Source organism: Acinetobacter nectaris CIP 110549 (assembly GCF_000488215.1).
Lineage (GTDB): Bacteria > Pseudomonadota > Gammaproteobacteria > Pseudomonadales > Moraxellaceae > Acinetobacter > Acinetobacter nectaris.
In genome coordinates, this window is the sequence record NZ_KI530712.1 from 54,762 (window position 1) to 70,869 (window position 16,108).

The window sequence follows — 16,108 nt, forward strand, 5'->3', positions numbered from 1 at the left end:
ATGAATATTTCTGAAAGTCTGAGACAGCAAATCATTGTGGCAAGTCGTGATGCTTATCCTGAAGAAATGTGCGGTGTGGTCATCAGTGGTGAGTTTATTCGTTTGGATAATGTCTCTAAACGTCCACAAGAACACTTTGAAATGGATCCAAAAGGTTTGGCAAGACTAGAAGATCAAGGTGAGATTGAAGCCTATGTACATAGTCATCCTGATGGTACTGCAATCGCTTCAGCACTGGATAAGCATCAGATCGAACAGCACGGTAAGACTTGGTTGATCTGTGCCTATCCAGAAGTCGACATTCAAGCACATGCGCCATGTGGATATCAAGCACCGCTTGTTGGTCGTTTATACCATCATGGTTGGCAAGACTGTTATGCACTGATTCGTGATTTTTACAGTCGTGAGATGGGGGTTGAACTCTTGGATTTTGAACGTGATGATCGTTGGTGGGAAGCTAAAGACCACGCCTCACTGTATATGGAAAATTACGCCAAGACAGGTTTTATTGAAGTGAGTGAGCCACAATATGGTGATGTGCTGCTATGTAATGTCGGACGTACAGAGCACCCAAATCACGCACTGATATGGCTTGGCGATCAGTGGCAATTAAAGAGTGAAGTGACTGAGCCATGTCATGGCAATACCTTGTTTCTACATCACCCATATAACCAAAGTTCAAAGCGTGAAATCTATGGGCCGAATTGGTTAGAGCGAACTGTAAAAGTGCTACGTCATAAAGAGGTGATGCATGTATAAGACTATTCGCTTTCATGGCGTGTTACGTGAGAAGTTCGGTAAAGAATGGCGTTTGCAAGTAGACTCGGTTCAAGAGGGTATGCGTTTACTTGCGGTGCAGATTCAAGGGCTTGAACAGTTCTTTTTAAATGCACATAAGAAGGGTTTACGTTTTGCAGTCTTTATTGATAAGCGTAAAACTTTGGCTGAAGAAGAACTCGGTATGCAGAACAATGCCGAACTGATTCGGATTGTGCCGATTGTCGAAGGTGCAGGGGGTGCATTACAAACTGTACTCGGTGCAATCATGATCGGTGTCGGTGTATTCACGTTTGGTACAGGTACAGCCGTGGGTATGGCGTTGATCGGTGCAGGGGCAGGCATGGCCATTGGTGGTGTAACTTCCATGCTAATGCCAAAAGTGAATGCTTCAGACGCCAATGATGCAAATAAATCTAACTATGGCTTTGGCTCTGCTGTCACCACAGTTGCTCAAGGGAATCCAGTACCGATTCTGTATGGCCAACGCGAAGTGGGTGGCTTTGTGATTAGTGCAGGGCAATATCCTGAAGATATGTTGTAAATAAATACATGAAATGATTGGGCGCATAGAGCGCCTTTTTTATTGGGAAAATTCAATGAAAGTACAAGGTGCTAAAGCAGGATCAGGCAGTACACGTCAAGCAGTGGTTGCTAGTGATTCCGCGCAATCAAAAACCTATATTAAATATTTGCTTGGTCTTTGTGAAGGTGAAGTAGAAGGTTTGGCTAATGGTTTACAGTCGATCTTTTTATCAGATACACCTTTGCAAGACAGCAAGGGAAATGATAACTATAAGAATGTGACAGCTGACTTTAGACCGGGCACCAATGATCAAACCTATATTGAGGGATTTCCTGAAACCTCAAACGATATTGAAGCAGGGGTAGAGTTAAAAACAAATCCTTGGATTCGTTCAATTACCAATCTAGATATTAATGCAGTGCGTGTGCGTTTACGTTGGGGTGCACTCAGAACGACCAATGCCAGTAATGGTGATGTGACTGGTGTCACCATCCAATATGCAATTGATATATCCACGGATGGTGGTCCTTATGTTGAAATGCTCAATACGCAAGTCAGCGATAAAACCTCATCTAACTATGAACGTGCACATCGTATTGATCTGCCCAAATCAACCAGTGGTTGGAATGTACGTGTTAGACGAATTACGCCCCCGGCAAATTCAGACTATGTGACTGATCAAATGTATGTCGCATCGTATGCAGAAGTGATTGATGCGAAGTTTCGTTACCCGAATACTGCATTGCTAGGTCTACAGTACGATGCACAGAACTTCTCAAGTGTGGCGCAAGTTTCAGCAGAAGTGAAGGGCTTAAAGATTCGGGTGCCAAGCAATTATGATCCTGTCAAACGGACGTACACAGGCATTTGGGATGGCTCATTTCAGCGCGTGTATTCAAACAATCCAGCATGGATTTACTTTGATTTATGTACTGCCAAACGTTATGGTCTTGGTGAGCGTATTACAGACCAAATGCTAGATAAGGCAAGCTTATATCGCTTGGGCCAATACTGTGATGAAATGGTCAGTGATGGCCAAGGTGGTCTTGAGCCACGCTTTACTTGTAATGTGTATATTCAATCTGCCGAAGATGCTTATTCTATTCTCAGCAAATTGGCAGGGGTATTTCGTGCTATTAGCTATTGGGATGGTGATGCGATTATCTGTGATGCGGATATCCCACAAGATGTATTCTTTAACTACACCAATGCCAATGTGATTGACGGTAAGTTTGAATATTCAGGCACACGTGCACGAGATCGTCATACCGTGGCGAAAGTAGCGTGGTCTAATCCGGACAATCGTTATAAAACAGAATATGAAGTGATTCGTGATGAAAATGCGATTGCTAAAAATGGTATTAACAGTGTTGATATTGAAGCATGGGGTTGTACGAGTCGAGCGCAAGCACAACGTGCAGGTCATTGGGCGTTAAAATCTGAACAGCTCGAAACGCAAACTGTCAATTTCAAAGTCGGTTTAGACGGTCACATTCCTGTACCAGGTAAAGTGATTGCCGTGGCAGACAATGATTATGCAGGTCGGTTTATCGGTGGGCGAATTAAAGCCATTGCAAATGATTGGCGTGTTCTAACGCTTGATCGTCAAGTAACTGCACTTGCAGGTGATACCATTCAAATTAACAGTGAGAAAGGTCAGTCGGTCAAAGCTGTAATTGCCAGTGTCAATGGTGCACAAGTCACGCTTAGACAAGCGGTTGATCAGGGAACAATCGCTGCACAAAACGTATGGAGTATTGACTCAAGTATTCTTGCAACACGTAAGTTTCGTGTGTTGACTGTTAAACAAGATGAAGAGCATCAGTTCTCAATATCAGCCCTTGAGTACAATGCAGATAAGTATGATGCGATTGACAATGGGGCGTATGTAGATACCACGGCACCGGTATCTATTGTGAATCCGAATACACAAGCTGCGGTACAAAATGTTCAAGTGTCATCGTATGACCAAGTACAACAAGGGATTAATGTTGCCACCATGGTGATTGCTTGGGACAAAGCTGACTATGCGGTGAAGTATCTTGTTGAATGGAAAAAAGATGATGGCTCTTGGATTAAGATGCCACTGACAGGAAATACTTCAGTTGAAGTACCTGGTGTGTATGCTGGTAATTACATGGCACGAATTACTGCATATTCAGCATTTGATGCTGCATCGTTGGCAACTACTTCAATTCTGACTGCAATTTCAGGCAAGCAAGGGAAACCACCAAAGCTGGCATATCTTCAAGCGACAGGCACGATGTTTGGTATGAAGCTGAATTGGGGCTTTCCAAATGTGGGAGCACTCGATACGGCTTATACAGAAATCCAATATTCGAGCACATCCAATGGGGCAAATGTTCAATCTTTGGGTTCGTATGCCTATCCAACCACAAGTACACAACAGCAAGGACTATCAGGAAATTTAACCCTTTGGTATCGTGCACGCTTAATTGATCGGATTGGTAATACAGGTGATTGGTCAGATTGGGTGAGTGGCACATCAACGGCTCAAACGGCTGATATTTTAAATGCGTTGTCAGGTCAAATTACCGATTCACAGCTTGATAAAGATTTGAAAGCCAAGATTGATAAAATTGACACCGTGGCAGGCTTGAATGGTGATGTGGGCAACATCATCAATAAAGTGAATGAGGTACAGCAAACAGCAGACAGTGCTTTATCTAAAGCACAGCAAGAGGCACAGGATCGTGCAACTGCAATTAGTAATGTGCAGAGCTCAATTGATCAAGAAGCTAAAGACCGGGTAAGTGCGGTACAAAATCTACAAACTGCTGTTAGCAAAGAAGTATCAGATCGTATTACTGCAATCAGTAGTTTGAATGACGGTATGACACAAGAAACGAATGCTCGAAAAGATGCAGATCAAAGTATTGTAAATACGGTCAATACCAACAAAGCCAGTACAGATCAAAGTATTGCTGCGGTGCAAAGTGCTGTAAATGTGGTGAGTACAGCACAATCAGCAACGGCAACAAAATTAGATGGTGTATATGCGCGAGTTGTGCCAATTACAGCCGATTCAACATCTTTAACTGCGGATAGTACCAGCAATACTGCTTCATCTTGGAGTATTCAATCTGCAGTTGTTGATGCAGATAACGCCCTTGGCCAACGTATTGATGTTGTGACCGCGAATGTAGCGAATAACAGTGCATTGATCCAATCTGAACAAATAGCACGTGTAAATGCAGACACCGCATTAGCCACACGTATTGATACGCTGACAACCACAGTGAATGGCAATACGGCATTAGTGACTGCTGAAGCAAAAGCAAGAAGTGATGCAGATAGTGCTTTAACGCAACAGGTGAATAGTGCTCAAAGTACAGCAGATAATGCAAAATCATTAATTACTACGGAAGCCAATACACGTGCTTCAGCTGATAGCGCCTTGTCTAGCCGTATTGACAGTATGTCTGTAAATGTTGATGCCAATAAATCACTGATTCAATCAGAGCAAAATGTACGTGCAAGTGCCGATTCAGCACTGGGTCAGCGTATTGATACAATTGCGACCAGTACCAGCGATAATGCATCTGCTATTCAACAGGAGGCTAAGGCGCGAAGTGATGCAAATACGACACTGACACAGCAAATCAATACAGCACAAAGCACAGCAGACAATGCCAATTCGTTGATTACGAGTGAATCAAACACACGTGCAAGTGCTGATAATGCTTTAAGCCAACGTATTGATACGATATCTGCCAAAGCAGATGGTAACGCCTCTGCAATTGTGCAAGAGCAAACCACACGTGCGGATGCAGATTCAGCCAATGCCAAGGCCCTAAGTGATTATAAATCACAAAATGACAGTGCTGTGGCAGGGGCAACACAGTCGATCAATACCTTAACCACACAGCAAAAAGCACAGTCTGAGAAGTTAGATGGTGTATATGCGAAAGTGACACCGCTTACTGCTGATTCAACAACACTCACAGCAGACAGTACGAGTAATCAAGCATCAAGCTGGAGTATTCAATCTGCTCAAGCGGATGCAGATAGTGCACTCGGTCAACGTATTGATGTGACACAAGCAAGTGTGGCCAACAATGCTGCATTGATTCAATCTGAACAAACTGCACGTGTGAATGCGGATAGTGCACTCAGTCAGCAAATCACCACACTGCAAGCCCAAGTTGGCTCAAATACATCTTCAATTCAACAGGAGGCAAAAGCTCGATCTGATGCAGATACAGCACAGTCAACTTTGATCAATACTGTACAGTCTGCAACGGCAAATGCACAAAGCACAGCAAATGATGCATTGAATAAAGCAAATGCTGCCAACAGCAATATTGCAACTGTGCAAACCAAAGTTGATACAGTGACTTCGGCACAGAATGCAACAGCAAATCAAGTTAATACGATTCAAACCACTGTTGGTAATAACACAGCATCAATTCAAGCACAGCAAACGTCTATTGATGGTTTGACTGCAAGGGCAAGTTTAAAGCTTGAATCTGGCAATGTGATTGGTGGTGTAAGTGTTGAAAACAACAGCAAAACTGTGGATGCAATTTGGCGTGCCAATACATTTGCAATTGCGCCACCTGCAACCGCTGATGATCAAACGCCAGCATATGCTTTTGTATATCAATCGACATCAACAACTTTGGCCAATGGTACGGTTGTACCCAAAGGTTTGTATCTAGACAGTGCTTATATTTCTCAAATTGATGCAAGCAAAATCAATGTTGATAGTCTAAGTGCAATTAGTGCGAATCTTGGCAGTATTAAAGTGGGTAGTGCAAACATTGCTGATTTAAGTGTGGATACACTCAAAATTAAAGATCGTGCGATTACATCTCCATTTAGTGCAGTCATGACAGATAACTATTCGTTTAATTCGCAAGGTGCAAACAACAGTAGTGCCAACTATGACCAAACATTTACCTATGATCTATACGGCTTATCCAATATTAATGTTGGAAGCTATGTCACCATTTTCTTTCGAGCAGAATGTAAGGCTGTTTTAGACTTTGGAAGTGGCTCATCATATATGTCTAGTGACAATATCCCTGAAAACTTCCTTGCGGATATTCTAATTAATGATCAGTTAGTTATGACTTATACATCAGAATCTGAAGGCTATTTAGCATCTGTTGTTAATAATGATGGAACAAGCCTTGTTTCACAGACGAAGTTTGTACTCAGTCTAAGGAACATGCAGATGTCGGGTACTCAACTGAATAATGTTAATGAAAAAGGAGCATTAAAAGTAAGGATTTATAGAAAAGATACAAATAGAGGTGGCTCACTAACATGCTTCATGAAGCGTGTAGAAGTGAATGTGACGGAGTTTAAGAAATAATGAATCAATATCTCGTGATTGATAAGCATTCTATGAAAGCACAGTCAGTGATTATGGTGAGTGTTGTACCAAAGGAAAATCCAGATGTACTTTTTATAGAAAAACCGCAGGATTTTAATATCCAATTTATTCACAACGACTACTCTTTCAAAGATGGTCAAATTATCGAAACGCCCAAGGAGGCAACATGAAGTATCTCAGCATTATTGCGATTGTATTGTGTATGACGGCATGTACCACAACACAGAATGTATCTGATCCAACACATGGCAAAGGAGGCTTAATTAAAGATGATCCGAATGGACCTTAATTAGAGAAATATAAATACCGCATTTAGCGGTTTTTTTATGCCCAAAATTTAAGAAAGCACTCAAATAGGGTGCTTTTTTTATACCTAAAAATGAATAACTACACTAGAGGGAAAAATGGCGGATAAGCAACAGATTGTGGATACGGCAAACACGGTATTTACAAATAAGACCACAGTCGCAGGGGGAATAACAACAACAGGTGCAAGTCTTGTTTCAGCAATTGCACAACTGGATATTGTGGCAAAGATCGGTATCTCAATCGCATTATTAAGTCTCTCTTTTACCGTTTTTAGCTTCTTGATGAACTGGTATTACAAATACAAAGAAGATCAATACAAGCGAAATCAAGACCGAAGAGCAGAGGAGTTACATCAACTTGAATTACTAAAAAAGAAGGCAGAACTCAATGAATACAAGAAATAAAGTCGCTATTGCATTGCTGACCGCATCAAGTGCACTGTTCTACGGTGTACGAACTGATGAGGGGTTTACCTCCAAACCTGTTCGTCCAACCCAAGGCGATGTCCCAACTATTGGTCACGGTACCACGGTCTATCCAAACGGCAAAACAGTCACGATGCACGACCAGTCCATCTCAAGACAAACTGCCGACTACTATTTAAAAGACCATATCTCAAAAGTAGAGAAGCAATTCAAGCACTCAATTCCACACGTAAAACTCGCTCAAAGTGAGTATGACGCTTACATCGATTTCGTGTACCAATTCGGTATTGGCACTTTCAATCAATCTTCAATGAGAACCAACTTACTTCAAGGAAATTACGTCCAAGCCTGTAAAGCACTTCTGAAATATAAATACACAGCAGGGCGTGACTGTTCAATCCGTTCAAATAACTGCTATGGCGTGTATGTACGTCAAAACAACCGTTATGAGAAATGCATGGAGGCAAACCAATGACCTATCTATTACTGGCCCTGAAATACTGGCGAGAGTGCTTCATTGCATTACTCGCTTTTTTAATCCTGTGCTTACTTATGATTTTGAATCACAAAGATGAAGTGATCGAAAAACAGAAGCAAGAGCATATCACTTATGTGCAAACGCAAACTGAGCTCAACTTAAAAGCTCAGGTCGCAGCACGTGAAAAAGAGAAAGAATATCAAAATCAAATCATTCTAGCCGAGAGGAATTACAGTGAAAAAATTAAACAAATCTCACATGATGCTCGCATTGCTGAGTCTCATGCTAACAGCTTGTCAAAGCAACTTGCCACAGCAAACAAGCGTTTGCCCACAGTTACCCGAGAAGCCGAAACACAATATGCCCAAAAGCTCTCAAACGTATTCGATCAATGCGTCACAGAATATCGAAAAATGGCAGAAAGAGCTGATGGACACGAAGCTGATGCTAGGCGATTAGTATATTAAAAATTTTTCTAACTAAATTGTAATATTCATTAGTAATCCATTCGATAAAAAAAATGGTTTGCTTAATATGAGACTTGATTGGCTTATCTTCAACTAGTTTTAGAATAACTTTTTCTGAAAACTTATAAGTATTTGTACGAATAGCATAGGTATTATTATGCACTAGAGCATTTCTAAAAAAAATTAGTCCATGCCATAAGTTACTAGACTCTTGGCTAATAATATTTTCTTTCTCAAGTTCTTTTACTATGTTTCGTAGGGTGCTATATCGATCTATCCTCTCTGCTATGACAGGTAGTTTTTTGGTTAAAATATCTTTTAGACAATACTCGAGTGCTGACATAATATTAATAAAACTATTAGTAAATAATCGTATTATTTCAATCTCAAAATCATTTTTTAACCTAGCTTGATTGCTGCTGGATTCTAAGTTGAGTTGATTTTGAAAATTATTGCTACGATACTCTTTTCTATAGAATGTTAATAACCTATGGTCTCTACAGATTATTTTTTGAGCAATATCAAGGAAAAATAAAAACAAGTCTTTATCTTCTATGCTAATTTCTTTAATTAAAGCCTTTTGTAAAAAATTAATTTTTTCTTGTAAAAGTAAGTTTGCATTCTCAGGTGATTCATCAAAAGGTATATTTTTATGCATCACTTCCACCCATCAACCATATCAGCCCAATCCTGTAGCATCTTTCGTCTATCATCTAAATACTGGGCGTGGTTATATGTTTCTCGAACAACATTTTTATCTACATGCGCTAACTGTAACTCAATCCAATCACTAGGGTACTTTGCATCATGGAGAAAGGTTGATGCTGTTGCTCTAAAGTCATGGCAAGTTAATTCAGCCAATCCCATCTTATCCAATGCGGAATTGATCGTTGTCTTATTCATAAGCTTTGATTTATCAAAAACACTAGAGAACACATAGTCACTATGTTTTGTCTGCTCATATTGATCTATTAATATTTTTTTTACTTGGGTAGAAATAGGAACCATGTGAATTCTATTCATTTTTATATTTCGTTGCCCTTTTTTTAATTGATCTATTGTTGCTGGTGGAATGGTAATGAGGTTCTTATCAAAATCCACCCATTCCCACCTAAGACGAACCACTTCAACTGAGCGCATCATTGTGTATAAGAGCATAAGCATTGCATTCTTTGTTGTACTTGCGCCTTTAAATTGCTCAAAAGCCTTCCAAAAAATGCTTCGCTCATATTCACTCATAGGTCTTGCGCCATTTTTGGGCGGTCGCTCAATTGTGTTTTTTAGTGAGGATATTGGATTATTCTCTTTTCTTAGCGTTGAAACAGCGTAATCAAGGATTTGCCCTGTAGTTTGTCGGTTTCTAATTGCTGTTACTTCGCCAGTACCATAGTTATTCTGTTTTTTTATACGCCTTAAAGTATGATCTTGCATTGCCAAAACATCAGCTACGCCTATAAGCTTAATGTCCTTTTCACCAAAACATGGAAATAGGTCAAGCTGAAACATTTTCTCAATACTTCTTCGATAACTTTCTGAACGTGTATCCTTTCTATTTTCGTACCACTCTAGGGCAATCTCTTTAAACGTTATTGCTGTTATCATTTTTATTTCAGCAAGTTTATTCTTACGATCTTGGCTTGGATCTATGTTTTGGCCAAGTAGGTTTTTTTGCTCTAATACTTTTTGTCTTGCTTGAGCTAAAGATACTAATGGGTACTCACCAAGACTAATCATTTTTGCAACACCAAGGAACCTATAGCGAAAACGCCACTGTTTTGTGCCACTGGTTCTAACTTCTAAAGATAATCCACCTTGATCAGCCACACGATATACTTTTTCTTTTGGCTTGAGTTGCTTTATTTTCGTGTCATTAAGCATAGTGTGAGTAACGCATCATTTTGTAAAGTTGTTACTCACAATGTTACTCACTTTTTGGTTTAATGTCATTTAATGGGTATTAATGATATTTAAGAGCTATTTTTATTATTTTTAACATATCATACTGATACTTAATGTTATTTAATGGCATTTAATAAAGGTGCTTGCTTTCAATCATCAGAAGCATGTTAATGGCAACCTTTTGAAAATTAAAATATTATTTAGATATTTGCTGTATGTTACTCGTTTAGATACCTGTTTAAATGGAATTTACAGGTGTGTGGCAGTAAAACCTCACTTATCTAAGTGTTTACTTTAGCAGAGTTTATTCATCTTGTGGCAAGTACATTTGAGAAAGAGATATGGGAAATCATAGATATAACAATCTAAAAAATAAATGGAAGATATTTGATTCAAAATGGTGCAATTTAAGATAAATATATATTATATGCATTAAATTAGTGCTGGTTTGATAGCGGTGTATGAATAAAAAGTATAGATTTTAAAAATTACGAATTTTATTTATCGCATTTTAATAAAACATGTTCATAAATTGTTTTATTGTAGTGCGATGACTAGCATCAAAAGCATAATTATTTTATTGTAATTCGAATAAGATAATGCTGTATTAGACAGATTAGTGTTGTAACTTACTCATATTAGACTAAAGTTGGCATGAGAGTTGCTTTCTAACTATTAACAGCAACACGCACTTCATAAGTGCAATAAAATACTTCATATTGGAGCAAAGAGCATGGCGAACAAGGTTCTAGAACTCATTCAAGCAACAGGCGCTAAGTGGGTTGATTTTCGCTTTACAGATACAAAAGGGAAAGAACAACACGTAACGTATCCTTCACATTCTGTAGATGAGGATAATTTTGAAGACGGTAAAATGTTTGATGGTTCTTCAATTGCTGGCTGGAAAGGCATCGAAGCATCAGACATGATTTTACGTCCAGATGCAGAGAGTGCTTTTCTTGACCCATTCTTTGCAGAACCAACAATTGTTGTGACTTGTGATGTTGTAGAACCAGCAACAGGACAAGGCTACGAACGTGATCCACGTTCAATTGCACGCCGTGCAGAAGAATATTTAAAATCTACAGGAATTGGTGACACAGCATTTTTTGGCCCAGAACCAGAATTCTTCGTATTTGATGAAGTGAAGTGGGACATTGATATGTCTGGCGCACGTCATACATTGTTTGCTGAAGAAGCTGCATGGTCTACAGGTAAAGATTTTGATGCAGGTAACTCAGGTCACCGTCCACGTGTAAAAGGCGGTTACTTCCCAGTTCCTCCTGTAGATTCACATCATGACATGCGTGCAGAAATGTGTGCAAAACTTGAAGACGTGATGGGTGAAGGCCGTGTAGAAGTACATCACCATGAAGTGGCATCTTGCCAGTTAGAAATTGGTGTGAGCTTTAATACATTGGTTCGCAAAGCTGATGAAGTACAACAGTTTAAATATGTAATTCATAACGTTGCACACCAATATGCAAAAACAGCAACCTTTATGCCAAAACCAATGGTAGGCGATAACGGTTCAGGTATGCATGTACATATCTCAATTGCAAAAGATGGCAAAAACTTGTTTGCTGGTGATGAATATGCAGGGTTATCAGAAACTGCACTTTACTTCATTGGTGGTGTAATTAAGCATGCGCGCGCATTGAATGCTTTAACAAACCCATCTACAAACTCTTATAAGCGTTTGGTTCCTCACTATGAAGCGCCAATCATGCTTGCTTACTCTGCACGTAACCGTTCAGCGTCTATTCGTATTCCTTACGTTTCTAGCCCGAAAGCAAAACGTATTGAAGCGCGTTTCCCTGATCCAGCAGCGAACCCATACTTGGCATTCTCTGCATTATTAATGGCAGGTCTTGATGGTATTCAAAACAAAATCCATCCGGGTGAAGCAGCAGATAAGAACTTATATGATCTTCCTCCTGAAGAAGAAGCAAAAATCCCAACAGTGGCACACAGCTTAGAAATGGCTCTAGATGCGTTAGAAGCGGATCAAGAGTTCTTATTAAGAGGTGGTGTATTCACGAAAGATATGCTTGATGCGTATATCGAGTTAAAAACTGAAGAAGTTCGTCGTTTAAACACAACAACGCACCCAGTTGAATTTGACATGTACTACAGCGTTTAAGCAATTGATAAAAGAGCCTGCGTAAGCAGGCTTTTTTATGTTTTATTACAGATGCTTTTTATTTTTTATGACTAAAAACAACTTTCTTTATCAATAAAAAGAATATATAAATATTATTTTATTCTAATGTTTTGCTGTTCACCTTCAGTTAAACTCAATAAAATGCAAAAAATTATAGTAAATATCTATTTCTTGTAGGATGTCTTTTGAACTGGCAATATATTTATAGTGTCGCACCTCAATTTGGACATGCGATATTAACAACTTTAAAAATTTCGGGCATTAGCATTATTTTAGCAGTGCTTGTCGGGTTGCTGTGTGCAATTGTCGTGACGTATAAAATACGTGTGTTAGATACAGTTGCAAAAATTTATATTCAACTTTCTCGTAATACACCATTATTGATTCAGCTATTTTTTCTTTATTATGGTTTGCCTAAAATAGGTATAAAACTAGAAGGGTTTACTTGCGGTGTTATTGGTCTGACTTTCTTAGGGGGAAGTTATATGGCTGAGGCATTTAGGGCAGGGTTGCAAGCTGTGCCTAAAGGTCAAATTGATGCCGCTAAAAGTATAGGTTTAAGCCCTACCCAAATATTTAGACATGTCACATTTCCTCAAGCATTCGCCGTTTCTGTACCATCAATTGGTGCAAATTGCTTATTTCTTATTAAAGAAAGCTCGATTGTAAGTGCAATTGCTGTTGTTGAATTGCTATTTGTGACTAAAGACTTAATTGGTATGGACTATAAAACCACAGAAGCTTTATTTTTATTGGTGAGCTCTTATTTAATTATATTATTACCTGTTTCTTTAATCACAAGTTTTCTTGAATATCGTAGTCGTAAGGTGAGTCATGGGGCTTGAGTATCTATTTCAACCAGCTCACCTTGAACGGTTGATGTTTGGTCTAATTGAAACAATTAAAATATCATTTATCTCAATATTCTTTGCGGCGATTTTGGGTGCAATATTTGGGATTATTATGACGTCTAAAAGTCTGATAGTTCGTAGTATTTGTCATCTATATCTAGAGTCTATTCGTATTATTCCAATATTGGTGTGGTTGTTTATTTTCTACTTTGGTTTTGCAACGTGGTTCAACTGGCAACTTTCTTCTTTTAGCGTATGTATTGTGGTCTTTGTTATGTGGGGAACTGCAGAAATGGGCGATCTTGTTCGTGCTGCGATTTCGTCGATTGATAAACATCAACGTGATACCAGTTATGCATTAGGTATGACGCATTGGCAGACACTATACTATATTGTTTTACCTCAAAGTTTGAAGCGTGTAACACCGGGAAGTATTAACTTGTTTACACGTATGGTGCAAACAAGTTCTTTGGCTGTGTTAATTGGTGTGGTTGATGTGATTAAGGTAGGGCAGCAATTGATTGAGAATTCTCTATTGGTTGTGCCAAATGCATCGCTATGGATATATGGCTTTATTTTTATTCTATATTTTGCAATATGCTACCCATTATCAAAGTTGGCTGCATATTTAGAAAAGATTTGGGAGTAGGCAAATCATGGCTTTATTATCCATTCAACAGTTACAGAAATCTTTCGGTGAAACGGCTGTACTCAAAGGCGTAGATCTAAATGTACAGCGTGGCGAAGTTGTTGTTATTTTGGGTCCATCGGGTTGTGGTAAAAGTACTTTATTACGCTGTGTAAATGGTTTGGAAACGATACAAGGTGGTCAAATTGTTTTAGATGGCAGTGGTGTACTTGGTAAAGATATTCGATGGGAAAAAGCACGTGCCAAAGTAGGTATGGTTTTTCAAAATTATGAATTATTTGGTCATATGACCATTTTAGATAATATTTTACTTGGCCCTGTTAAAGTCCAAAAAAGAAATGCGAAAGATGTTGAAAAAATTGCTGATGAGCTTTTAACGCGTGTGGGGCTCATGCACCGAAAGAATGCATACCCTCGAGAGTTGTCAGGTGGGCAGAAACAACGCATTGCGATTGTACGTGCTTTGGTCATGAATCCTGAAGTGATTCTTATGGACGAAATTACGGCAGCACTTGACCCTGAGATGGTGAGAGAAGTATTAGATGTTGTGCTTGAACTCGCAGAGCAGGGCATGACGATGTTAATTGTGACACATGAAATGTCGTTTGCACGAAAAGTTGCAGATCGTATTATATTTATGGATCAAGGTCATATTATTGAGGAAGCATCGCCAGAGGATTTTTTTGAACATCCAAAAACAGAGCGTGCACGTAACTTCTTAAATATTTTGGCATATTAGAGTGTCAAAAATATAACATTTAAAAGGTATAACTATGGGATTTATTCGTGGTGCAAAAGTACTTGTTGCAGCATCATTACTTGCAATGGGGCTTACAGCATGTAGTAAGCAAGAACAATCTGCAGATGCAAACTTGTCATCGATTGATCGTATTAAGAAAAATGATGTGGTACGTATAGGTGTATTTACAGACAAGCCACCATTCGGTTATTTAGATGAAAAAGGCAATAACCAAGGTTTTGATGTTGAAATTGCTAAACACGTTGCAAAAGATTTATTAGGTGACGAAAAGAAAGTTCAATTCGTTCCAACAGAAGCCGCAAACCGTGTTGAATATCTAAAATCGAACAAAGTAGATATTATTTTTGCAAACTTCACCATTACGCCTGAACGTAAAGAAGTTGTAGATTATGCAAAACCATATCTTAAAGTGGCTTTAGGAATCGTTTCTCCTAAGGATCATCAAATTACAGATTTAACGCAGCTTAAAGATAAAATCTTGCTTGTGAATAAAGGCACAACGGCAGATAATTTCTTTACCAAGAACCATCCTGAAATTAAGCTACAAAAGTATGAGCAAAATACTGAAACATTTGATGCATTAAAAGATGGGCGTGGTGCAGCACTTGCACATGACAACTTATTGGTACTTGCGTGGGCAAAAGAGAATCCAAACTTTAAAGTCGGCATTCCAACGTTAGGTCAGCATGACTTTATTGCCCCTGCGGTGAAAAAAGGCGATACAGCATTGCTTGATTGGCTAAATAAAGATATGGATAAGCTGACGAAAGAAGGCGTGATGCAACAAGCATATGAAAAAACACTGAAGCCTGTATATGGTACAGACATTTCAGAGAAAGAATTACTTGTTGAGTAGTTTCATGCTTCTAAACGAAAGCCCTTATTTGAGATAAGGGCTTTTTTGTATGTGAAAGATGGTATACAAATATATTTCTTATTTTGTAGTAAACTGATTTGTCTAATTTGATGAGTAAAGTGAGTTGTATGATGTTTGAACAAGATGAATTATTAAAATTAGATAACCAGTTTTGTTTCGCCGTCTACTCTATAAACTTGTCTTTAAATCAGACATATAGGAAGTTGCTTTCACCATGGGGGTTAACCTATCCACAATATTTGGTTTTGTTGGTTTTATGGGAAGAAGACCATTTAACAGTTTCAAGTATTGGTAAAAGGTTATTTTTAGAGTCATCTACACTTACACCACTGCTAAAACGACTAGAGTCTTTAAAGTGGTTGGTGCGTCATCGTTCAAAACAAGATGAAAGACAGGTTGTTGTTTCTTTAACAGAAGAAGGTATTCAGTTAAAAGAAAAAATGAAAGATATACCGCATCAAATACAATGTGCCTCTGATTGTGATTTACAAACAATGATAGAAATAAAACAACAGTTGAATGCAGTGCGTGATAAGTTAAATCAGAAATAAGGAAAAATAATGT

At 38.8% G+C, this 16,108-nt stretch carries 16 protein-coding genes; 14 read left to right on the forward strand and 2 right to left on the reverse strand.

All coding sequences use genetic code 11. From position 1 onward, the window contains the following. From P256_RS00365 to P256_RS00395, 8 genes are all read left to right on the forward strand, one after another. Complete coding sequence (locus tag P256_RS00365) at positions 1-759, forward strand: C40 family peptidase (RefSeq protein WP_023271683.1); 759 nt, start codon at positions 1-3, stop codon at positions 757-759. Next, positions 752-1,321 (forward strand): tail assembly protein, encoded by a 570-nt coding sequence (locus P256_RS00370; protein WP_023271684.1) that lies wholly within the window; start codon positions 752-754, stop codon positions 1,319-1,321. The genes P256_RS00365 and P256_RS00370 overlap by 8 nt, the downstream gene beginning before the upstream one ends. A 55-nt stretch (positions 1,322-1,376) precedes the next feature. Continuing rightward, positions 1,377-6,644, forward strand: a complete 5,268-nt coding sequence (gpJ, locus tag P256_RS00375; RefSeq protein ID WP_023271685.1) for a TipJ family phage tail tip protein — start codon at positions 1,377-1,379, stop codon at positions 6,642-6,644. After that, a complete protein-coding gene (locus tag P256_RS00380; protein ID WP_023271686.1) occupies positions 6,644-6,835 on the forward strand; it encodes a hypothetical protein in 192 nt (63 codons plus the stop codon). The genes gpJ and P256_RS00380 overlap by 1 nt, the downstream gene beginning before the upstream one ends. Beyond that, positions 6,832-6,954, forward strand: a complete 123-nt coding sequence (locus P256_RS13435) for a hypothetical protein (RefSeq protein ID WP_023271687.1) — start codon at positions 6,832-6,834, stop codon at positions 6,952-6,954. The genes P256_RS00380 and P256_RS13435 overlap by 4 nt, the downstream gene beginning before the upstream one ends. Before the next feature lie 136 nt (positions 6,955-7,090). Continuing rightward, positions 7,091-7,378: a phage holin family protein gene (locus tag P256_RS00385; protein WP_155756723.1), complete on the forward strand. Its 288-nt coding sequence runs from the start codon at positions 7,091-7,093 to the stop codon at positions 7,376-7,378. Next, a complete protein-coding gene (locus P256_RS00390) occupies positions 7,362-7,874 on the forward strand; it encodes a glycoside hydrolase family protein (RefSeq protein WP_023271689.1) in 513 nt (170 codons plus the stop codon). Before P256_RS00385 ends, P256_RS00390 begins: the two co-directional genes overlap by 17 nt. Continuing rightward, entirely contained in the window at positions 7,871-8,344 is a 474-nt protein-coding gene (locus P256_RS00395) for a hypothetical protein (RefSeq protein WP_023271690.1), read from the forward strand. The genes P256_RS00390 and P256_RS00395 overlap by 4 nt, the downstream gene beginning before the upstream one ends. Here P256_RS00395 and P256_RS00400 read toward each other — a convergent pair. Together P256_RS00400 and P256_RS00405 are read right to left on the reverse strand one after the other, a co-directional pair. Continuing rightward, the gene (locus tag P256_RS00400; RefSeq protein WP_023271691.1) at positions 8,325-9,002 is read right to left on the reverse strand and encodes a hypothetical protein; all 678 of its coding nucleotides are present in this window, start codon (positions 9,000-9,002) and stop codon (positions 8,325-8,327) included. The genes P256_RS00395 and P256_RS00400 overlap by 20 nt on opposite strands. Then, complete coding sequence (locus P256_RS00405; protein WP_023271692.1) at positions 9,002-10,222, reverse strand: tyrosine-type recombinase/integrase; 1,221 nt, start codon at positions 10,220-10,222, stop codon at positions 9,002-9,004. Before P256_RS00405 ends, P256_RS00400 begins: the two co-directional genes overlap by 1 nt. 754 nt (positions 10,223-10,976) lie before the next feature. Here P256_RS00405 and glnA point away from each other — a divergent pair. From glnA to P256_RS00435, 6 genes are all read left to right on the forward strand, one after another. Then, positions 10,977-12,386, forward strand: a complete 1,410-nt coding sequence (gene glnA, locus P256_RS00410) for a type I glutamate--ammonia ligase (RefSeq protein WP_023271693.1) — start codon at positions 10,977-10,979, stop codon at positions 12,384-12,386. A 206-nt stretch (positions 12,387-12,592) separates the two neighbouring features. Beyond that, positions 12,593-13,252, forward strand: coding sequence for an amino acid ABC transporter permease (locus P256_RS00415; RefSeq protein WP_023271694.1), 660 nt, complete (start codon positions 12,593-12,595; stop codon positions 13,250-13,252). Next, entirely contained in the window at positions 13,242-13,907 is a 666-nt protein-coding gene (locus P256_RS00420; protein ID WP_023271695.1) for an amino acid ABC transporter permease, read from the forward strand. The genes P256_RS00415 and P256_RS00420 overlap by 11 nt, the downstream gene beginning before the upstream one ends. Positions 13,908-13,914: 7 nt before the next feature. Then, complete coding sequence (locus P256_RS00425; protein WP_023271696.1) at positions 13,915-14,646, forward strand: amino acid ABC transporter ATP-binding protein; 732 nt, start codon at positions 13,915-13,917, stop codon at positions 14,644-14,646. A gap of 34 nt (positions 14,647-14,680) precedes the next feature. Next, the gene (locus P256_RS00430; RefSeq protein WP_023271697.1) at positions 14,681-15,523 is read left to right on the forward strand and encodes a cysteine ABC transporter substrate-binding protein; all 843 of its coding nucleotides are present in this window, start codon (positions 14,681-14,683) and stop codon (positions 15,521-15,523) included. 131 nt (positions 15,524-15,654) lie between these two features. Then, entirely contained in the window at positions 15,655-16,095 is a 441-nt protein-coding gene (locus P256_RS00435) for a MarR family winged helix-turn-helix transcriptional regulator (protein ID WP_023271698.1), read from the forward strand. The last annotated feature ends 13 nt before the right edge of the window (positions 16,096-16,108 follow it).